Below are 20582 nucleotides of genomic sequence, written 5' to 3'. Positions count from 1 at the left end.
CCGTGCGTTCACGGCAATTCATTACTCAGGGTAGTCAATTATTTATCACGCTGGATTATGTAGTCCGCTAGCGCTTCCAGTGCCGAAGTATCGAGTGATAATGCGGCCAGTTGACGTAAAGACTGGCGTGCGTCATCAATCAGATCCTGGGCTTTATTCCGGGCTTGCTCAAGGCCCAAAAGTGCAGGATAGGTACTTTTGCCAAGTTGCTGATCAGCCCCCTGACGTTTACCCAACGTTGCAGTATCGCCCACCACATCCAGAATGTCATCCTGAACCTGGAAGGCTAATCCGATACTTTCTGCGTATTTATCGAGTATCGGCAGTGCATTTCGTCCGTTTTCTCCGGCACTTAGGGCGCCGAGACGAACCGCGGCGCGAATGAGAGCGCCGGTTTTATGGCGATGGATTCGTTCCAGCGCTTCCAGCGGAACCTGTTTTCCTTCGGCCTCGAGATCCAATGCCTGGCCGCCGCACATGCCCGCGATGCCGCTCGCGTTCGCCAGTTCTGAGATCATGGCGATACGGTCGCGATCGGCCACTTCCGGCATCGGCGCGTCGCTGAGGATGGAAAATGCCAGGGTTTGCAGGGCATCGCCCGCCAGGATCGCATTGGCTTCACCAAATTTTACATGACAGGTCGGCAGACCGCGACGCAGATCATCGTCATCCATCGCCGGTAAATCATCATGGATCAATGAATATGCATGTATGCACTCAACGGCGGCTGCCGGGGCATCCAGCGTAGTGATGCTGACGCCGAACATCTGACCGGTTGCGTAAACCAGGAACGGGCGCAGGCGCTTACCGCCTAATAGTGCGCCATACTGCATGGTTTCAACCACGGGAGTGTTCTGAAAGGGCAAGGGTGCGATAAAACGACTCAACGCCTGGTTTGCTTGCTCAACGCAAGCCTGTAACTGCTGCGTAAAATCCATTTACTTACTCGTTGTCCGGTGTAAAAGGCGTGGGTGAGGCGTCTTCATTATCAGTCAGCAGGATCTGCACGCGCTGTTCAGCTTGTTGCAGCTTAGCCTGCCCCTGACGTGCCAGTTGCACGCCACGTTCGAATTCGTTCAGCGCCTCTTCCAGCGGCAGGTCGCCACTTTCCAGACGGGTAACAATCTGTTCCAGCTCGCTCAGCGCTGTTTCAAAGCTGGCGGGCGCCTCGTTTTTCTTCGGCATAATGAATGTCTGACTCTCAATATTTTTAGCCCCACCATGGTAACGGACTCAGGGCAATTATCAAATAACGCGCAATGTGCGCAGGAGGCGCGCGATGGTGGTATACTTGCGCCCCTGGATGCAGCCGCAGGTGTGGGCTGCTGTATTTTTCCCATAACAAGTCCTTTAGACTTGCCAACGAACCATTGCCGCCATGAAGTTTATCATTAAATTGTTCCCGGAAATCACCATCAAAAGCCAATCTGTGCGTTTGCGCTTTATAAAAATTTTGACCGGAAACATCCGTAACGTTTTAAAGCACTATGACGAGACGCTCGCCGTTGTCCGCCACTGGGACAATATCGAGGTTCGCGCCAAAGATGAAAACCAGCGTCTGGCGATTCGCGACGCGCTGACCCGCATTCCGGGTATCCACCATATTCTCGAAGTGGAAGACGTGCCGTTCACCGACATGCACGATATCTTCGAGAAGGCGCTGGTTCAGTATCGCGACCAACTGGAAGGCAAAACCTTCTGCGTCCGCGTCAAGCGTCGCGGTAAACACCCCTTCAGCTCTATTGAAGTCGAACGTTATGTCGGCGGCGGTTTGAATCAGCACATTGAGTCCGCGCGCGTGAAACTGACCCACCCGGATGTGACGGTACATCTGGAAGTGGAAGACGATCGCCTGCTGCTGATCAAAGGGCGTTACGAAGGTATCGGCGGTTTCCCGATCGGGACGCAGGAAGATGTGCTGTCACTGATTTCTGGCGGTTTTGACTCCGGCGTTTCCAGTTACATGCTGATGCGTCGCGGTTGCCGCGTGCATTACTGCTTCTTTAACCTCGGCGGTGCGGCCCATGAAATCGGCGTGCGTCAGGTTGCTCACTATTTGTGGAACCGCTTCGGCAGTTCGCACCGCGTGCGTTTTGTGGCGATCAACTTTGAACCAGTTGTCGGCGAGATCCTCGAAAAAGTGGATGACGGCCAGATGGGCGTGGTACTTAAACGCATGATGGTGCGTGCGGCGTCGAAAGTGGCTGAACGTTATGGCGTACAGGCGCTGGTGACCGGCGAAGCGCTGGGCCAGGTGTCCAGCCAGACCCTGACCAACCTGCGTTTGATTGATAACGTCTCCGACACGCTGATCCTGCGTCCGCTGATCTCTTACGACAAAGAGCACATCATCAACCTTGCGCGCCAGATTGGCACGGAAGACTTTGCGCGGACGATGCCGGAATATTGCGGCGTTATCTCGAAAAGCCCGACGGTGAAAGCGATCAAGGCGAAGATTGAAGCCGAAGAAGAGAACTTCGACTTTAGCATCCTCGATAAAGTGGTCGAAGAAGCGAACAATGTCGATATTCGCGACATTGCGCAGCAGACCCAGCAGGACGTGGTGGAAGTTGAAACCGTTAGCGGTTTTGGCCCTAACGATGTGATTCTGGATATTCGCTCCATTGATGAGCAGGATGACAAACCGCTGAAAGTGGAAGGCGTGGATGTGGTGTCGCTGCCATTCTACAAACTGAGCACCAAATTCGGCGATCTCGACCAGAGTAAAACCTGGCTGCTGTGGTGCGAACGCGGTGTGATGAGCCGTTTGCAGGCGCTGTATCTGCGCGAGCAAGGTTTTGAAAACGTGAAGGTGTATCGCCCGTAGTCCGTTTGTTGCCCCGGCCATCTGCGCCGGGGTAAGTTTACTCCTGCGAATAAAGCGTCGCGACGCTGCTCACCAACTGGTCGGCTATTTGCGGGATGGCTTCTGTACTGAAAAATCCCATCGTCACCGCAATCGCAACCAGCTCTCCATTTTTATTCCGTAGCGGACAGGCAATCGACTGTGCGCCAGGGATCCCTTGCGTCGGATTGTGGCGCACCGCATAGCCCTGAGATTGTATCCGTTTAATGAGTTGCGCTTGCGCCTGATTCTGCGGCTGATAGTGGGAATAACTCATGAACACTTGCCCTGCCGAACTGGCATCAAGCGGAACGGGCGTATTGGGCAGAAAATCGATATCCACGTTACGGAAACTGCGATTGTAGTGCTTAAGCACTAATCCGGCGTCGGTTGCAACGACGACACCGGTTGAATGGTTGAAGGTATCGCGAAAAGCGATCAGTCGCGCATTAAGCTCATTCACCGGATCGCGTGCTGCCACCGGATCTCCCGCCATCTGAAGAAGGGTTGACCCCAGGCAATAGAGCCCTTTTTCGTTTTGTCCCAGCATACCCGTTCGACAGAGCGAAACCAGATACTTATGTAAACGACTCTTGGACAGATGGCATCCGGTGGCGATATCTATTGCCCGCGCCTGACCGTTTTGACTGGCAACAAACGTCAGAATGTTGACGGCGATATCAACCGAATTTACCCCTTGCGATGTTTCAGCCATATGCGTTCTCTTTTTCTTATCCTCCGCGAGTATACCATCGCGGCTGAAATCCTTACTGCCTTCGCAATTTAAAAAGCGCGCTACGCCTAATTGGTGAGATGTTGACCTGTATCAAGTTAATCAATGGTGTACCTGGATTAACTAATAGTGAACTTTTATGGAGGCAAGGACATGGATGCATTAAGCAATACCCGATTAAAAAGAAGAACCCTGCTAAAGGGGTTTGGCGTAGTGGGGCTATCGTCACTGGTGCCAACGTTTCTGACGCTGCGCCAGGCTAACGGTTCACCGTTGCCCCGGGTTCGTCTTAAGCAAACGGATTACCAGACGTTCCGGTCGACCTGTGCGATGGAATGTTTGCACTGCAACCTGACGGCGTATGTCTGGAAAGACCGCTTAATGAAAATTGAAGCGACGAAAGGCTTCAATGTGAAGTGCTGTTTGCGGGGAATTAGCCGAACAAAATGGGTCTATCACCCGTTGCGCTTAACGCAACCGCTGCTGCGTACGGGGGAAAAAGGCGAGGGTAAATTTAAGCCGATAAGCTGGGATGCCGCACTGGATCTGATCGAAAAAAAAATCAGAGAGACAATCGCCACTGACGGCAATAAAGGTTTACTGCTCACAGCCGCCTCCGGGAACATGGACTCCATCAAAAATGATATGGGTAAAGCGTTCTTCGATTATCTCGGCGGCAGTACAAAAACGGCCGGCTCGTTATGTTGTGCGGCGGTCACCGCCGCTATGATGCCGATGGTGGGGCTGCGTTATGCCGATACTCGCGACACGATAGCAGACAGCCGCTACATCTTGTGCTGGGGAAACAATCCGGCAGTCACCATGCACGCCTATTTTAAACATTACTCACAGGCGCAACGCAACGGCGCGCGACTGGTGGTGATCGACCCCCGATTTAACGAAACGGCGGCGAAAGCCGACGAGTGGGTACCGATTGTGCCTGGTACAGATATCGCGCTGGCGTTAGGGATGATCAACATCATTATGCAGGAGAAACGCTATGACGCTGACTTCCTGCGTGCGCATACCGGAGCGGTTTACCTGGTCGATAAACAGCAGCAGTTGATGCGTGCCGACCCTAAGGAAGCAGACAGCTATCTGGTGTTTGATACGCTGACCCAGACCCTGAAACGCCATGATGCGCCCGGCGTCATGCCTGCATTGTTGAGTGATGAATTGCCCGCCAGCAGTGATTTTACCACCGTGCTTGATAACGTATGGGCACAGGCGAAACCCTGGACGGCGCAAAAGGTAGAAGAAGAAACCGATGTACCCGCGCAGACGGTATTACGCCTGGCGCGGGATTACGCGTCAACGCAGCCTGCGATGATTATCCAGAACATGTCGGGCGCGCAGAGAACCGAGTTTGGCACCTACGTTGCGGCCAGCCAGTTTTACCTGGCGCTGATCACCGGCAATATCGGCAAGGCCGGGGCGGGGGTCTGCGATGCCGGTGGCGTCAGACAGATGGCAAAATTTTCGCCTATCGTCCCTCCGGCCCCCAATGCCGCCAAAATTCCCTCCATTCCTATTCCCAAAGTCGGTGACTGGGTCGTTAACGAAAAACCGCACGCGATTAAGTTCTGGTGGAACATGACGCTGGGGGCCATGACGCAACTGCCAAATACCAACCAGGTCAGAGAAGCCTTTAAAAAAGTGCCGTTTGTGGTGGTCGCGGACAACCTGATGAGTTCGTCTGCGCTGTATGCCGATCTGGTACTCCCCGTCACGACCATTTTTGAAGATGTCAGCTTAATGGCGGGCGTACGCAGCCACTATGTGCAACTGATGGAAAAAGCGGTGGAACCCCCAGGAGAAGCAAAACCTGATTACTGGATTTTTGCTCGCCTGGCCGAGCGTTTTGGCTTTGGTGACGTCTTTAACCAGCCCATTGAACACTACATCGATACCTGTCTTAACGGCTCGGGCATCACCCGTGACATGCTGAAAAAAGGGCCGGTATGTCCTGTTGAGGAAGCGTGGATCCCGTTTAAAGACGGGCAGTTCCGCACGTCGACGGGCAAAGCGCACTTCTACATAGAGGAGTGGGCGAAAAAGGATTTTCTGCCGGTGGTGACCTGGAAGCAGGTGAAAGAGTCGGTAAAAGGTTCGCCTGAGCTGGCGAATCAGTATCCGCTAATGGCGGTGCAGCGCAAACTGGCGCGCAGTGTGCATTCCAGCCACGGCATGAACGAATGGATCCTCGAAGTTCAGCGTAACCGTCCGAACGTGATGATTCACCCTGAAGACGCCCGCCAGCGTCAGATCCAGGCAGGAGAGTGGGTCGTGGTGTTCAATCATCGCGGACAACATCGGGCAATTGCCGACGTGACCACGCATATCAAACGCGGGGTGGTGAGTCTGGATAACGGTTGGTGGGAGCAACAGGGCGGAAGCAGCAGTCATGTCACTAACGATCAGGTGGAAGTGTTGGGGAATGGACACTGTTGCAACAGTACGCTGGTGGATGTGAGAAGGGAGGCATAATCGCGATGAAACAGTATGGATTTCTTATTGATATGCAGAATTGCTATGGCTGCAAAACCTGTAGCATGGCTTGCAAATCGGAAAATATGACCCCTCTTGGGGTGTTATGGCGTCGGGTTCGCGAATGCCATACGGATGAGCCCAACACCCAGGCATTTATTAGCATGTCGTGCAATCACTGCGATGATCCGCAGTGTATGAAAGTGTGTCCAGCGGGAACGTATACGAAGCGGGCTGATGGCATTGTGATACAGGATCACGAGCGCTGCATTGGCTGTCGGATGTGCATCATGGCCTGTCCGTGGAGCGCGCCGGTTTACTGTCCCGAAGAGGGAAAAACCAGTAAATGTAATCTGTGCGCCGAACGCCTTGACGAGGGGTTACAGCCACGTTGCGTGGAGTCCTGTCCGGCAGGTGTATTACGTTTTGGTGAGATAACGGAATTGCGCAAGGAACATACGACACAGTGGGCGGTACTGGAAAAACGCTACAACCTGCCCGATCACACGATCAGTCAGCCCAACATTGTCATTATTCCCCCCAGGGATTGAGGAGAGCGAAATGGAACATTATGAATTGCCATTGGTTTTCTTCACCGTCTTTGCGCAGTGGGGAATTGGCGGCGTACTGGCGCTAACGTTGTGTCAGCATTTCGGCACAAAAAAATTCAGCGCGATGCAATACCGCACGCTGGCATCATGGTTCTGGGTTATCACGGTACTGGGATCGTTTGCCTCGCTGGCGCACCTGGGATCGCCTGAAGGCGCTTATCGCTCGCTTTTTGGGCTAGGTCATTCCTGGCTCAGTCGGGAAGTGGTGATGTTTATTGCGTTGAATGGTGTGATGTTCTGCTGGTTAGTGCTGTGTTGGTTTAAGTCTGAACATCGTGCCGTTGGCCTTCTGGGGGGAATCACCGCGCTTGTAGGCTTGATATCTATTCTGGTGACGTCGCAGGTTTACCATCAAATGGCGCTGCATCCGCTTTGGTCTTCGGTTGCTACACCTGTCAGTTTTTTGGCAACGGCGATTCTGCTCGGTTTTATGAGTGTGGCGGTGGCGTTTGGTTATTGGCATAACGCATCCCCGATCTTAAGCAGAGCGGGGATCCTCATCGGAATTCTGTTAAGTGCAGGCGCGTTGTGGATCCGCTTCCAGGTGCCGGGTGCCGATGCGGCAAGTCCTCTGTTCTGGTGGCAGCTATTCGCCAGTATCGGCGTTGCCGCATGGGGTATTTCCCGCCTGAATGTTGGGGTAAGCGCTTACGCCTGGGGAGCCGTTATTGTGACGGGTGAACTGGCGGGAAGAATGCTGTTTTACAGTAATGTCATGAGCGGAGCACCATGGTTCTAAGCGGATATACTTTTCCCTTCGAATAGCCTGTTTTTGCACGCCGGATGACGAAGTACTACGCCGTCATCCGGCAATCTGACACGATTATTCAAAGCGAATGGGGAGCGTTTTCCCGTTCGATTCCCAGACGCCCTGATAGACGCCATCGTTTAAATCCAGCGTGATCTTCTCTTCGGTTTCAGCAGAAACGCTCGTTCTCAGCGCATAGTGCTGAAGATTCTCCGTACCGCATTTACCGGTAAGTTCGATAGGTGAGCCGTATTTTTCATAAAAGTAGGCTCCGCTGGCCGTCGCTTCATTACAGGTGATATTCAGCACGACGCGCATACTTTTTCCCAACGTGCCGTAGACTAACTTGCCGTTAAGCGAGGGGGCAGGGGAGAGGGGCTTTTCATTGTTAGGGGAAATCAGCGACTTCCCGTAGGGGGTCAGTTGGTCGCGTAACGTTGCGGCGGCGATTTTCGTCGTGAAATCACCGAGTTCATCCAGCGCGCGGTTTGCATGGTTGCTGCAACGTCCATTAATGAAGACGAGATCGCCTTTCTGGAGCGAGAAATTATCAACATAGTACAGCCCGCCCTCATACGTCGCGCATGAGGCATAGAACTCTGCGTAATTAAAATCCTCACCTTTTTCCGCTTTGATTTGCTCTGCCGACTCGGACTTATGCTTATCAACAAAGGTGGTTACCTGGGCGCGAATATCTTTTCTGACGCGGGTGTTTAACTGGTCAATGGTGGCCGGGGAAAACAGATCGTCGAGGGTGATATTCGCGCCACTCGCTAAATCGAAGCTCAGTGGAACATTATACGATTCGCAATAGGCACCGCAGCCTTCCGCAAAGAGGTTTAATGTCAGTATTTTGCTGTCACGATATTCGACGCTGTAGTCCAGAAAGGCGGTAGCATCAATGCCGCTTTTTGCCCGTTTATTTAACGTGGCCTGCGGATCGTTACCCGGCAACTGGTTCAGAAAACGGGAGAAGATAAAATCGTTGATGCGTTTTGCGGCTTGCGGGTTATCCGCTGAGCTGAACCAGGGGAGACGATACTGAGTTTCTGTGCTCTCAGGATAGTTGAAGCTCAGGTTCTTAATGTCTAACTGCGTCGCCATCACACAGCCAGAAAATAGCCATAAAGCCACTCCGCTCAGACATCCCTTCATCTGTTATTCCTTTATTAAGATTAAGCTGGCCGCTGGAGTGGCCTTGTATTTACTCGTAGTAGTTATAAATGCCTGCCGCCATAACTAACTGTGACGCGACCTGATGGGCCTTTTCGCGCCCGACCAGCAGGTCAATGATTTTCAGGCCAAAGTCGATAGATGTCCCCGGCCCCTGACTGGTTAACAGGTTAACACGCGGGTCCCATACCACACGTTTGTCCTGCCACTGTTCAGCCGGAATTTTATCTTTCAGCGCGGGGAATCCGGTCATATTGCCGAGTGGGAAGATCTCGTGCGGAACCAGTACCGTGGCCGCTGCCGCGCAGATTGCCGCGACGATACGCCCGGAGCGATGAAACTGTTTGACCGTTTCAACCAGCAACGGACTGTCGCGAAAACATTCGGCGCCTTTTATACCGCCCGGTAACACAATGATGTCGAAATCGCCGTCAGCCACTTCCACCAGCGGCGCATCCGCGAGCAGTTTCACGCCACGCGAACAGACGATGGTCAGGGAGCCGTCGCTGGCCACGCTCGCCGTAGTGACCTGAATACCGCCACGAACCAGGAGATCGATAGTGGTGACCGCTTCGGTCTCTTCACTACCAGGGGCGAGACATACCAGTGCTTGAGCGCTCATACTCACTTTCCTTTCGTTTTATCATTTCAAACAGACGGGCGTTTTCCGTAACGGCAATACCATGCGCGCGGGCGCGTTTTAATAAGTAGCCGGTAATGTAATCGATCTCGGTATGGCGCAGAGCACGAATATCCTGCAGCATGGATGAGATGTTTTGTGCCGTACTGTCAATCACTTGCTCAACATAATAGCGTAAATCATCCACTGAGGTATGGTGCCCTTCACGTTCGATAACGGCGGCCACCTCCTGACAGATCAGCAGGATTTGTTCAGGGTGTTGTCGCAGCTCGCCATTTGGGCAGCCCCACAGGGCGGTGAGCGGATTGATCACGCAGTTCACGGCCAGTTTGCGCCACATTTCAGTACGAATATTGTTGTGCCAGGCAACATCGGGCAGCACGTTCTGCAGGAGATCGGCGAGGTAACTGTAATCCCCATCCTGTTCACGCGCCGGGCCAATGCGCGTTGTCCCGTTGGCGACGTGGATAATAATGTTGCCATCGTGCCTTGCGGCATGGGTGGTGGTGCCCATCAGCAGTGGTTGAGAAATGCTTTGCAGTTCTTCAATGGTGCCCATTCCATTGTGAATCAACAGAATCGGCGTGGTCACCGGCAGAATTGCCGCAAGCCCTTTCACGGCGTCCGAGACTTGCCAGGCTTTGAGTGTCACCAGCAACAGATCGCTTTTCGCGAGAAAGTCAGGGTCGTTCGCCGTCAGGGATTCATTAAAAATCGAACCATCGGTTTCGATGAGGTTCACGCTGCAATAAGGTTGCGGCACCCGCAGCCAGCCTTGTACTTCATGTCCATGTTTGCACAGCGCTGTAAGCCAAAGTTGCCCTAAGGCTCCGCATCCCAATACGGTTATTTTCATTCATCCTCCTCACCCGCAACAGCACCGGGCGTTCTTCCACATAGTATAGCGCTGTCTGTCGAGGAACTTTGCAGGTATTATGCTTCGCATCAAAAACAGAGGGAGAGGAAAAGATGCCATCTTTCGATATTGTGTCTGAAGTTGATCTTCAGGAAGCGCGTAACGCCGTCGATAATGCGAGCCGCGAAGTTGAGTCACGCTTTGATTTTCGGGGCGTTGAGGCCACTTTTGAGCTGAACGAGACGAATAAGACGATCAAAGTCCTGAGCGAATCTGATTTTCAGGTCAATCAGTTGCTGGATATTTTGCGTGCCAAGCTGCTGAAACGCGGCATTGAAGGGACGTCTCTGGACGTGCCGGAAACCTTCATCCACAGCGGTAAAACCTGGTTTGTTGAAGCGAAGCTGAAGCAAGGCATTGAAAGCGCCGTGCAGAAGAAAATCGTCAAGCTGATTAAAGACAGTAAGCTGAAAGTGCAGACGCAGATTCAGGGCGAGGAAATTCGTGTGACCGGTAAGGCGCGCGACGATCTGCAGTCCGCGATGGCGCTGGTGCGCGGCGGCGATCTGGGGCAACCGTTCCAGTTTAAAAACTTCCGCGACTAAGTGATCATGCCGGATGGCGCACAGCGTGAAGGCCTACAATGTTAGCGTAATGTGTAGGCCCGGTACGGCTGAACGCCGCCATCCGGCGTAATTCCGGCAAAATGATGAATTACGCGGGCTTGATGGTTTGCTCAACCTCAAACCGATTGGTGATTTTGCTGTCAATCTTCACATAGGCGGAATGTTCGCTCGCCACAATCAGCACTTCACTCACCCCTTCTTTTGCCATCAGACGCTGTTTGAGAACGTCATCAGCGGCAACATCTGCTGGAATTTCGACTCGTAAACTGCTGACATACGGTGGTTCTTTCATGGTACTGGCAACCGCCAGCCACACGGCCGTCAGTACAACTCCCGCCAAAAATACCGCCTGACCGTCAAACATCCCATCGACCCATCCCCCCAATGAACCGCCAATCGCAACGCCCAGGAACTGGCTGGTGGAATAGACGCCCATAGCGGTTCCTTTATAACCGGCGGGGGACTCTTTGCTGATAAGCGAAGGGAGGAGGGCTTCCATCAGGTTGAAGGCGAGAAAGAAAAGCTGAACCCCGGCAATCAGTCCCCAGAAATGAACGTTCGCTCCCCACAACACGATTTCCGCTATCAGGATCAGCGCCACGCACCACAGAAATACCCGCTTCATCCGGCGTTTTACTTCTGCATAAATAATGAAAGGCACCACGGAACCAAAAGAGATCAACATGGTGACCAGGTAAATCTTCCAGTGCTCGGCGGCGGGAAATCCTGCGGCGGTGAGCTGACCGGGGAGGGCGACGAAGGTAGACATCAACAGGATGTGCAGGCACATAATGCCGAAGTTGAGCTTAAGCAGTTTGGGTTCGGCAAGTACCTTGCTGAAACTGCCTTTTACCATCCCGGATTCGCGGTTCAGTACATGGTTAGTGCTGTTCGGCACCACCCAGATTGTCAGAATAATACCGAGGGTGGCCAGTATTGCGATCATCCAGAACAGGGCATTCAGCCCAAGGGCGTGGGTGATGACCGGGCCAAGTACCATCGCAATGGCGAAGGTAATACCAAAACTGACGCCGATAAACGCCATCGCTTTGGTGCGGTTTTGCTCGCGGGTCAAATCCGATAACAGCGCCATGACGGCGGCGGCGATAGCACCTGATCCTTGCAGCGCACGCCCCAGAATGATCCCCCAAATAGAGTGGGAGAGGGCGGCGATCACGCTACCGGCGACAAACACCGCCAGGCCACCGACAATAAGCGGCTTGCGACCAATACGATCAGAGAGCAATCCGAAGGGGATCTGGAAGACGGCCTGCGCCAGCCCGTAAATGCCGATGGCAAGTCCAATCAAGGCTTCGCTGGCGCCTTGTAGCGCCATACCGTAAGTGGTCAGAACAGGCAGAACCATAAACATGCCGAGCATGCGCAATGAAAATACGGTTCCTAAACCCCAGGTGGCGCGCAACTCGCCTGGCGTCATTTTATAATCGTTCATTCCCACCTCTGTATACAATTCGCGACTAGTGTAAAGCGGTACGCCGGCGGGGTAAATACGCGGTTAATGAGAAAATATTACGTGCCTAACTAATTTGTTATGTGAAAAAAAAAGGGCGCCGGAGCGCCCTTTTTAAGCGATGTTTGACTTACCAGACGTAGGTCAGCAGGCTTTGCGAATTCGGCACCATAAAGTCAACGGACATCATGACGGAGAGCGCGGTGATGGCGATGATGGAGAAGCCGAAGAGCTTACGCGCCCAGACTTTATCATCTTCCACTTTGTAACCGCGCAGCGCCATGCCGAGCCACCAAACACTGACCGCCGCTGCGACGATCAGGTATTTGTACCCTGCATAGCCGCCAAGGGTCAGCATCAGGGTGGCGATAGCGAACGCCACGATGTACAGCGTGATGTGGTTTTTCGCGACCGAAATGCCTTTGACCACCGGCAGAACCGGGATATTGGCCGCCTGATAATCCTTAAAGCGGAAAATCGCGATGGCATAGGAGTGCGGCATTTGCCACAGGCTAAAGATCGCCAGCAGAATTAATGCACCGCTGTCGAACTGACCCGTTACGGCGCAGTAGCCAATCACCGGCGGCGCAGCGCCGGAAAGAGAGCCAATCAGCGTGCCGTAAACGGAGTGGCGTTTCATGTACAGGCTATAGACGCCAACATACACCACGAAGCCCATCACCCCCAGCCAACAGGCCAGAGGGTTAGCGCCAAACCACAGCAGCATGAAGCCAGCAATACCCAGCAGGGTGGCGTACACCAGCGAGACGTTAGGAGAGATCAGGCCTTTTACCAGCACCCGATTCTTGGTCCTTTCCATCTTCTTGTCGATATCCCTGTCGATGTAGTTGTTAAATACACAACCCGACGCCACAACCAGTGACACACCGATCAGCGTGTAGATAAACAGGGGGTAATCGATGCTGCCTTTTGAGGCCAGCAGGAACCCCCCAATCACCGAGATCAGGTTGCCAAAGATGATGCCTGGTTTCGTTACTTGCAGGTATTGCTTAAACATCATACTCGCCGCTCTTAGTGCATCATCATGTTGTAGTTGAGGTTCCACATAATCCAGATGGAGCCCACAACCAGGATGGCGATGATCAACACGGTAAAGACGAAAGCCGTCATGTTCCAGCCTTCATCAGATTTGGTGTTCATGTGCAGGAAGCACACCAGATGCACCAGAATCTGTACCACTGCCATCGCAAGAATTGTCCCCAGAATTACGGCTGGAGAGGCAGAACCCGTCATCACCATCCAGAACGGAATGACCGTCAGGATGATCGACAGGATAAATCCTGTCATATAGGTTTTTACGCTGCCATGGGACGCGCCGCTATGTTCGGTAGAATGACTCATTACATCGCCCCCATCAGATAAACAACAGTGAACACACAGATCCACACCACATCCAGGAAGTGCCAGAACAGGCTCAGGCACATGATGCGGGTACGGTTAGTGCTGGTCAGGCCGCGACGGGCGATTTGCACCATCAGCACCGCCATCCAGATAAGACCGGAAGTGACGTGCAGACCGTGCGTACCGACCAGCGCGAAGAACGCAGACAGGAAGCCGCTGCGATCCGGCCCCATACCTTCAACAACCAGGTGATGGAATTCATAGATTTCCATCCCGATGAAGCCTGCGCCAAACAGCCAGGTCAACATCAGCCAGGAGATGACCTGGCTCTTGTTGTTTTTGTACATGGCGATCGCCGCCATGCCGTAGGTGATGGAGCTGAACAACAGCAGGAACGTTTCTACCAGTACGAACGGCAGTTCAAAAATGTCCTTACCTGTCGGGCCACCCGCAGTGCCGTTCACCAGAACGGCATAGGTTGCAAACAGAATAGAGAACAGAATGCAGTCGCTCATCAGGTAGATCCAAAATCCGAAGATTTTGGTCTGGCCTGCATCGTGGTGCCCGTGTTCGTGCGCGTGGGCAGTCGCGTGCGCTAAAGTATCAGTTGCCATTTTTCAGCCCTGCCTTAGAAATCTCATCGAAATGCTGATTTTCCAGTTTTTCGACTTCCGGGACTGGTACGTAGTAGTCCACGTCCTCGTCAAAGCTTTTCACAATCCAGCTAATGATCATGCCTGCGAAGCTTGCAATCGCCAGCCACCAGATATGCCAGATCATGGCGAAACCGAAGACGGTCGCGAAGGCGGCAATGACAATGCCCGCACCGCTGTTTTTCGGCATATGAATTTCTTCATAGTGCGTAGGCTGTTTGTACGCTTCGCCTTTTTCTTTCATTTCCCAGAAGGCATCACGCTCGTGAACGTGCGGCACAACGGCAAAGTTATAGAACGGAGGCGGGGAAGAGGTTGCCCACTCCAGCGTACGACCACCCCATGGATCACCCGTCAGGTCACGGTTCTGGTCGCGGTCGCGAATAGAAACGTAGATCTGAATGACCAGGCACAGGATGCCCAGCGCAATCAGCGCGGCACCGCAAGCGGCAATCATCAGCATGGCGTGGAACTGTGGATCAATCTGCTGGCTGAGGCGACGGGTCATCCCCATAAAGCCCAACACATACAGTGGCATAAATGCGACGAAGAAGCCGATGATCCAACACCAGAACGCGCGTTTACCCCAGGTTTCGTTCAACGTGTAGCCGAACGCTTTTGGCCACCAGTAAGTCATACCCGCGAAGCAACCGAAGACTACGCCGCCGATGATAACGTTGTGGAAGTGAGCAATCAGGAACAGGCTGTTATGCAGAACGAAGTCGGCACCCGGAACTGCCAGCAGAACACCCGTCATACCACCCACCGAGAAGGTGACGATAAAACCGATGGTCCACAGCATCGCGGAGTGGAATACGATACGTCCCTGGTACATGGTGAACAACCAGTTGAAAATCTTCACCCCGGTCGGGATGGCGATAATCATCGTGGTGATACCGAAGAAGGCGTTGACGTTTGCGCCCGCACCCATGGTAAAGAAGTGGTGCAGCCAGACGATGAACGACAGTACGGTAATACACACGGTTGCCCACACCAGTGAGGTGTAACCAAACAGGCGCTTACGCGAGAAGGTTGCTGCGACTTCGGAGAACACCCCAAACACTGGCAGAATCAGAATGTACACTTCCGGATGGCCCCAGGCCCAAATCAGGTTGATGTACATCATCATGTTGCCGCCCATATCGTTGGTAAAGAAATGGGTACCCAGATAGCGATCCAGGGTCAGCAGCGCGATGGTGACTGTCAGAATAGGGAACGAAGCGATGATCAGCACGTTCGCACACAAAGATGCCCAGGTAAATACCGGCATCTTGAACATGGTCATACCCGGCGCACGCATCTTCAGAATCGTCACGAAGAAGTTGATACCGGTCAGCGTCGTACCGATACCGGAGAGCTGGAGACTCCAGATCCAGTAATCTACCCCGACACTTGGACTGTACTCTATTCCCGAAAGCGGCGGATACGCCAGCCAACCGGTCTGTGCGAACTCACCGACGCCCAGAGACAGGTTAACCAGAATGACACCGACAACGGTGAACCAGAAGCTCAGGTTGTTCAGGAACGGGAAGGCAACGTCACGCGCGCCGATCTGCAGAGGAACCACCAGGTTCATCAGACCGATAACAAATGGCATTGCCACGAAGAAGATCATAATCACGCCGTGCGCCGTGAAGATCTGGTCGTAGTGGTGAGGCGGCAGGAAGCCTGCTTCCCCGGCCGAGGCCAGCGCCTGCTGACTACGCATCATGACCGCATCCGCAAAGCCACGCAGCAGCATGACGATAGCGACGATGACATACATGATGCCAAGGCGTTTGTGGTCAACCGAAGTTAGCCACTCTTTCCACAGATAGGTCCACTTACCGAAGTAAGTAATGAGGCCCAGTAAGGCCGCCCCACCGATGATAATGGCAGCGATCGTAACCATGACGATAGGTTCATGGAACGGGACTGCATCCAGTGTTAATTTTCCTAACATCGTATCTTCCTCAACCCCCTGAATGGGCGGATTCCGCGTGGCTCATGTCCATGCCTTCCATTCCTTCATGTGAGCTGTGCTCGGCTGAAGGGTGGGTCATGTCCATACTCTTACCGTGAGCCATGAATTTGTTAATAACGTCTTTAAACAAATCCGGTTTCACAGTGGAGAAATATTCCACCTGGTTGTATTCGCTTGGTGCAGCCACTTTATCGAACGCTGCCATGTCATTCATGGTGTTCGAAGACTGTTTCGCTTTAGCAACCCATTGATCGAATTCGGCGCGGTCCTTTGTTGCGATAGCCTTGAACTTCATGCCGGAGAAGCCTGGTCCGCTGTAACTTGCGGAGATACCATCATAAGTACCGACTTCGTTGGCAATCAGATGCAAACGTGTTTGCATACCGGCCATGGCATAGATCTGGCTGCCCAGACGCGGGATAAAGAAGGAGTTCATCACGGAGTTGGAGGTCACTTTGAACTCAACCGGTGTATTCGCCGGGAAGGCGATTTCATTTACGGTTGCAATGCCCTGTTCCGGGTAGATGAAGAACCATTTCCAGTCCATGGAAACCACTTCGATGGTAATCGGCTTCTCGTCATGCGCCAGCGGTTTGCTTGGCTCAAGAGCGTGAGTGGTTTTCCAGGTCAGTACGGCAAGGAAGATGATGATTAAGATAGGCACCGTCCAGACCACAGCTTCCACTTTATTGGAGTGTGACCAGTTCGGGCTGTACTTCGCATCTTTATTGCTCGCACGGTACTTCCAGGCGAAACCAACAGCCATCAAGATGGCGGGAATAACGACAATCAACATCAGGCCAAATGCCGTCAGTATCAATGAACGTTGTTCCAGTCCAATCTGTCCTTTAGGGTCAAGCAGCGCAGAATTACAGCCACTGAGTAATGCAGTGCCTGCAATTAATGACAACCATCCCAAACTTTTATTGTATTTCCTGAGTCTCATTTAACGACCTCAATTCCACGGGACCGGGTGGCGTTTAAAGTGTGTGGGCATTTTACGGGAAGGTTACATTACTGTAAACATCATTGGATCTGTGTTACTGGTTCTGCCGCACGTGTCACATATGTTGCATGGTGTGTTGAATTGACTTTAAGAACCTGTTGCAACATGACGTTATAACGAAAGTGGGTGATCCGATGAGTCAGGGAGGGCAATTGGTATAACCAATGTGAAAATAAAACAATTAATTAACAATCCATTATCAATAAATGGACAATTAAAAAACGGAAAATTAAATACTCATTGGCTGAATCGTGTAAGGAAAATAGGGGGGGTGAAATTGTCAATAATTTCCAAATTCTATTGAGCACAAAAGAACAAATATAATTTTTATCAATTGGTGGTTATTTGACCGTTATAATTACGGCATGTTATTACAACGGCAAATAACATTTTCTTTACAGCAAGCGTGTTTTCCGTAGCGCCAGATAATCGAGCAATCCGCCGAACACAATACCGCACACGGCGACCACCACGCCCGTTTCCAGCATCTCAGGCAGGAACGAGAAATTGGTGTAATCTGCAGCATTCATTGTCAGCAACAGCAGCCACACAACCAGTAAGCAACAGCCTGTTGTCAGCGTGAGCAACGCCAGGCTATAGGCTCTGCGAAATTCCGTTCGCGGAATAAAGTTTTCGCTCTCCCAACTGTGTTCCAGCGTTTGACGACAAACCAACAGCAGCAGCAGCCCCGGAACGGCGGCGACGACGGAAAAGAGATAGAACGTTGGCCAGCCGTGAGCCTCGACAAACCAGCCCGCGACGGGGCCGACATAGACGCGGCCAACCGCAGAGAGCGCGGAGAGAAGGGCAAATTGAGTGGCGGAAAATGATTTGTTGCACAAGGTCATGAGCAGCGCGACAAAAGCTGCCGTCCCCATACCGCCGCACAGGTTTTCGAAAAACACGGCCGCGCCCATGCTGAACATGTGCTTATCGGTGACGGACAGTAACCAATACCCGGCATTTGACGCGCCCTGAAGCATGCCGAAAATCAATAACGCGCGAAACAGCGAAAGACGCTGCATCAAAACTCCGCCGTACAGCGCACCGACAATGGTCGCCAACAATCCCAGCGTTTTATTCACCACGCCAACTTCACCAGCGTCAAAACCGACACCGCGAATCAAAAAGGTGGTGGTCAGACTCATGGCGAAGGCGTCGCCCAGTTTATAGAGCACGATGAGCAGCAAAATCAGCCAGGCGTTGTTACGACCAAAAAAGTCGCGCAATGGCGCAGCGACCGCCTGTTCCAGCGTTTTGGGCACCGGGATGCTATCGGTGGGTTCAGGGGCGAGCAGCGTGGCAATAATGCAAGGGATCAGTAAGGCCGCCATCAGCCAGTACATGCCTTGCCAGCCGAGCCAGCGGTCTGCCATCCAGAGTGCCAGCCCGCCGGATACCAACATCCCCAGACGATAGCCTAACACGCTGATTGCCGCGCCAGTTCCACGTTCCTCGGCGGGCAGCACATCGGTCTTCCAGGCATCAAAAACAATATCCTGTGACGCAGAGCAGAAGGCGATAACAACCGCCAGCGCGGCCATCCAGCGCAATTGCGTGCCGGGTTCCAGGAAACCCATTGCCGCAATTGAAATCAGCAACAGAAACTGTGTGGTGAGCAGCCAGCCGCGACGACGACCTAAGAAAGGCGGCGTGTAGCGGTCCATGATCGGCGACCAGAGAAACTTAAAAACGTAGGCCTGTCCCACTAAGGAAAAGAAGCCAATGGTTTTAAGATCGATGTTCTCAACGGTCATCCAGGCCTGGAGCGTGCCTGACGTCAGCGCGAGAGGTAAACCGGAAGCAAACCCCAGAATCAACAGGATAGCGGAACGCGGTTGCTGAAATATACGTAAATAGTGACTGGACATGGGCTTCTACGGGCCCGGCGTATGCCGGGCCTGAGGGCAGAAATTAACGTGCGTTCTGCTTAATGAAATCGTGAACGCTGGTGTCCTGAGACATATCAGCGATGGTGTCGGTCAGCACGCTGTTAACGGCGTCAGCGATATTTTTGTTAGAGGCCTGCAGTGCGCCTTCGACAGAGTAGCTGGCACGGTAGTTTTTGGTCATCTTGTTCCCGTTTGCCGCCGTCGCGATGATAGCGATGTCGGCTTTGGTCGCGATGTTGTAGCGGACGCTGCCCTGAGACACATCGGCGTACAGTTGGCTCACAATGATTTGCAGGTTAACCGGGCCGTTCGGTCCCACCATGTAGCCACGCGCGGTCATCTGTTTTTCCAGAACTTCTTGCAGCAAGAAACGCAGATCGCGAGACGCGGTCAGAGTCACCATCTGGTTGTCGCGGGTCACTTTCGCCAACGCCTGATCCGGACGCTGATCGGCACCGTTAATGCTGACGGTAACGCCCATCAGACTCGGGTCCTGCTGCGGCAGGGAAATTTTGGGAGAGACATCAATCGTTGTTGGCGGTGTTGCGCATCCTGCCAGCATAACCAGAGCAACTAACGGAAAGAGGATTTTTTTTAACATGTTCGAACTCTCAGTGACTCTTAAACGTGATAGAAATTAAGCGTGATAGAAAAAATTCACGCCATCATAACATCGCTAACGGCGAGGGGAAGTGCTCAACGCATGTAAATTCATTGCGTTGTCGGTTTTCTGACCCACACGGCACAATGCCCCGGTTGTTGGCCATCAAATGGGCAGGTAAGTCAGTAAACTTCATACGTTTGAATGAGAAAATCAGACGAACGCTAAATTTTTGTTGTAAGAGTGTAATGGAAGCGGTAAAAGCGGCTAGTATTTAAAGGGATGGGTGACATCTCAGCGTTGTCGGAGGAGATATTTCATGATGATACGTGAGCAAATAGAAGAAAAATTAAGGACAACGTTCCAACCCGTGTTCCTTGAAGTTGTGGATGAAAGCTATCGTCACAATGTTCCGGCAGGCTCTGAAAGCCATTTTAAAGTTGTGCTGGTCAGCGATCGCTTCATTGGCGAACGTTTTCTTAATCGTCATCGGATGATTTACGGTACGTTAACGGCGGAACTCTCCACAACCGTACATGCGCTGGCGCTGCATACCTACACCATTAAGGAGTGGGAAGGATTGCAGGATACGATATTCGCGTCGCCTCCCTGTCGTGGAGCGGGAAGCATCGCGTAGAAAAACGCATTTGCAACAACTGACGCTTTTCCAGTATGTTGCTACAGATTATGTGAAAACGGCCTGCGGGCCGTTTTGTTTTGTCTGAATTTTGAACGCGCAGTACAGTATTCAGACCAAAATTAGCCGGGAATTGTGAAAAAAGCCGCAGCAACGCGCGATAACCGTTCTCGACTCATAAAAGTGATGCCGCTATAATGCGGCGTCTTATTTTTCGGAATGTCTTCGGGATGATTCTGACGACAGGGAATGTGATTGATTAAGAGAACATCCCAGTT

At 52.6% G+C, this 20582-nt stretch carries 20 protein-coding genes; 6 read left to right on the top strand and 14 right to left on the bottom strand.

Annotation, left to right across the window (positions count from 1 at the left end; genetic code table 11):
• Positions 1 to 38 precede the first annotated feature (38 nt).
• Together ispA and xseB are read right to left on the bottom strand one after the other, a co-directional pair.
• Positions 39 to 938, bottom strand: a complete 900-nt coding sequence (ispA, locus tag ACO7SM_RS16495; RefSeq protein WP_490468423.1) for a (2E,6E)-farnesyl diphosphate synthase — start codon at positions 936 to 938, stop codon at positions 39 to 41.
• Between the two features lie 4 nt (positions 939 to 942).
• Entirely contained in the window at positions 943 to 1185 is a 243-nt protein-coding gene (gene xseB / locus ACO7SM_RS16490) for an exodeoxyribonuclease VII small subunit (protein WP_192611365.1), read from the bottom strand.
• Between the two features lie 193 nt (positions 1186 to 1378).
• Here xseB and thiI point away from each other — a divergent pair, with 193 nt between their 5' ends.
• Positions 1379 to 2827: a tRNA uracil 4-sulfurtransferase ThiI gene (gene thiI, locus ACO7SM_RS16485; RefSeq protein WP_490468422.1), complete on the top strand. Its 1449-nt coding sequence runs from the start codon at positions 1379 to 1381 to the stop codon at positions 2825 to 2827.
• A gap of 37 nt (positions 2828 to 2864) precedes the next feature.
• Here the strand turns inward: thiI and ACO7SM_RS16480 are convergent, their stop codons facing one another.
• A complete protein-coding gene (locus ACO7SM_RS16480; RefSeq protein ID WP_490468421.1) occupies positions 2865 to 3560 on the bottom strand; it encodes a helix-turn-helix domain-containing protein in 696 nt (231 codons plus the stop codon).
• 171 nt (positions 3561 to 3731) lie between these two features.
• Here ACO7SM_RS16480 and ACO7SM_RS16475 point away from each other — a divergent pair, with 171 nt between their 5' ends.
• Genes ACO7SM_RS16475 through ACO7SM_RS16465 form a run of 3 tightly spaced genes read left to right on the top strand, consistent with a single transcriptional unit; the run spans position 3732 to position 7415 of the window.
• On the top strand, positions 3732 to 6065 hold the full coding sequence (locus ACO7SM_RS16475; protein ID WP_490468420.1) for a molybdopterin-containing oxidoreductase family protein: 2334 nt from the start codon (positions 3732 to 3734) through the stop codon (positions 6063 to 6065).
• A 5-nt stretch (positions 6066 to 6070) separates the two neighbouring features.
• Positions 6071 to 6616, top strand: a complete 546-nt coding sequence (locus ACO7SM_RS16470; RefSeq protein WP_490468419.1) for a 4Fe-4S dicluster domain-containing protein — start codon at positions 6071 to 6073, stop codon at positions 6614 to 6616.
• 10 nt (positions 6617 to 6626) lie between these two features.
• Entirely contained in the window at positions 6627 to 7415 is a 789-nt protein-coding gene (locus tag ACO7SM_RS16465) for a dimethyl sulfoxide reductase anchor subunit family protein (RefSeq protein ID WP_490468418.1), read from the top strand.
• Positions 7416 to 7499: 84 nt separating this feature from the next.
• Here the strand turns inward: ACO7SM_RS16465 and ACO7SM_RS16460 are convergent, their stop codons facing one another.
• The 3 genes from ACO7SM_RS16460 to panE are packed head-to-tail and all read right to left on the bottom strand — an operon-like array spanning position 7500 to position 10093.
• On the bottom strand, positions 7500 to 8579 hold the full coding sequence (locus tag ACO7SM_RS16460; protein WP_490468417.1) for a hypothetical protein: 1080 nt from the start codon (positions 8577 to 8579) through the stop codon (positions 7500 to 7502).
• A gap of 49 nt (positions 8580 to 8628) precedes the next feature.
• A complete protein-coding gene (yajL, locus tag ACO7SM_RS16455) occupies positions 8629 to 9219 on the bottom strand; it encodes a protein deglycase YajL (RefSeq protein ID WP_490468416.1) in 591 nt (196 codons plus the stop codon).
• On the bottom strand, positions 9182 to 10093 hold the full coding sequence (gene panE / locus ACO7SM_RS16450) for a 2-dehydropantoate 2-reductase (protein ID WP_490468415.1): 912 nt from the start codon (positions 10091 to 10093) through the stop codon (positions 9182 to 9184). Before panE ends, yajL begins: the two co-directional genes overlap by 38 nt.
• A 113-nt stretch (positions 10094 to 10206) precedes the next feature.
• Between panE and ACO7SM_RS16445 the strand changes: the two genes are divergently transcribed.
• Positions 10207 to 10698: a YajQ family cyclic di-GMP-binding protein gene (locus ACO7SM_RS16445; RefSeq protein ID WP_490468414.1), complete on the top strand. Its 492-nt coding sequence runs from the start codon at positions 10207 to 10209 to the stop codon at positions 10696 to 10698.
• A 109-nt stretch (positions 10699 to 10807) separates the two neighbouring features.
• On the opposite strand, the gene ACO7SM_RS16440 is transcribed toward ACO7SM_RS16445, so the two are convergent.
• The 8 genes from ACO7SM_RS16440 to ACO7SM_RS16405 all read right to left on the bottom strand — a co-directional run bounded on the left by ACO7SM_RS16440 (position 10808) and on the right by ACO7SM_RS16405 (position 19667).
• Positions 10808 to 12172: an MFS transporter gene (locus ACO7SM_RS16440; protein WP_490468413.1), complete on the bottom strand. Its 1365-nt coding sequence runs from the start codon at positions 12170 to 12172 to the stop codon at positions 10808 to 10810.
• A gap of 148 nt (positions 12173 to 12320) precedes the next feature.
• Positions 12321 to 13211 carry a heme o synthase gene (cyoE, locus tag ACO7SM_RS16435; RefSeq protein ID WP_490468412.1) on the bottom strand — a complete coding sequence of 297 codons (891 nt, stop codon included), beginning with the start codon at positions 13209 to 13211 and terminating at the stop codon, positions 12321 to 12323.
• 11 nt (positions 13212 to 13222) lie between these two features.
• Positions 13223 to 13552: a cytochrome o ubiquinol oxidase subunit IV gene (locus tag ACO7SM_RS16430; RefSeq protein ID WP_162378952.1), complete on the bottom strand. Its 330-nt coding sequence runs from the start codon at positions 13550 to 13552 to the stop codon at positions 13223 to 13225.
• Positions 13552 to 14166 carry a cytochrome o ubiquinol oxidase subunit III gene (locus tag ACO7SM_RS16425; RefSeq protein ID WP_203358669.1) on the bottom strand — a complete coding sequence of 205 codons (615 nt, stop codon included), beginning with the start codon at positions 14164 to 14166 and terminating at the stop codon, positions 13552 to 13554. Before ACO7SM_RS16425 ends, ACO7SM_RS16430 begins: the two co-directional genes overlap by 1 nt.
• Positions 14156 to 16147: a cytochrome o ubiquinol oxidase subunit I gene (gene cyoB, locus ACO7SM_RS16420; RefSeq protein WP_490468411.1), complete on the bottom strand. Its 1992-nt coding sequence runs from the start codon at positions 16145 to 16147 to the stop codon at positions 14156 to 14158. The genes ACO7SM_RS16425 and cyoB overlap by 11 nt, the downstream gene beginning before the upstream one ends.
• A gap of 10 nt (positions 16148 to 16157) precedes the next feature.
• The gene (cyoA, locus tag ACO7SM_RS16415) at positions 16158 to 17114 is read right to left on the bottom strand and encodes a cytochrome o ubiquinol oxidase subunit II (RefSeq protein ID WP_203358667.1); all 957 of its coding nucleotides are present in this window, start codon (positions 17112 to 17114) and stop codon (positions 16158 to 16160) included.
• Positions 17115 to 17569: 455 nt separating this feature from the next.
• Positions 17570 to 19045, bottom strand: coding sequence for a muropeptide MFS transporter AmpG (gene ampG, locus ACO7SM_RS16410; RefSeq protein ID WP_490468410.1), 1476 nt, complete (start codon positions 19043 to 19045; stop codon positions 17570 to 17572).
• A 43-nt stretch (positions 19046 to 19088) separates the two neighbouring features.
• Positions 19089 to 19667, bottom strand: a complete 579-nt coding sequence (locus ACO7SM_RS16405) for a lipoprotein (RefSeq protein WP_162378947.1) — start codon at positions 19665 to 19667, stop codon at positions 19089 to 19091.
• Positions 19668 to 19986: 319 nt separating this feature from the next.
• On the opposite strand from ACO7SM_RS16405, the gene bolA reads away from it, so the two are divergent.
• On the top strand, positions 19987 to 20304 hold the full coding sequence (gene bolA, locus ACO7SM_RS16400; protein ID WP_192611381.1) for a transcriptional regulator BolA: 318 nt from the start codon (positions 19987 to 19989) through the stop codon (positions 20302 to 20304).
• Positions 20305 to 20582: the final 278 nt, after the last annotated feature.

The sequence above is a fragment of the Citrobacter sp. LJND-P06 genome (genome assembly GCF_058188415.1).
This window is presented reverse-complemented; position numbering and strand designations above follow the sequence as displayed.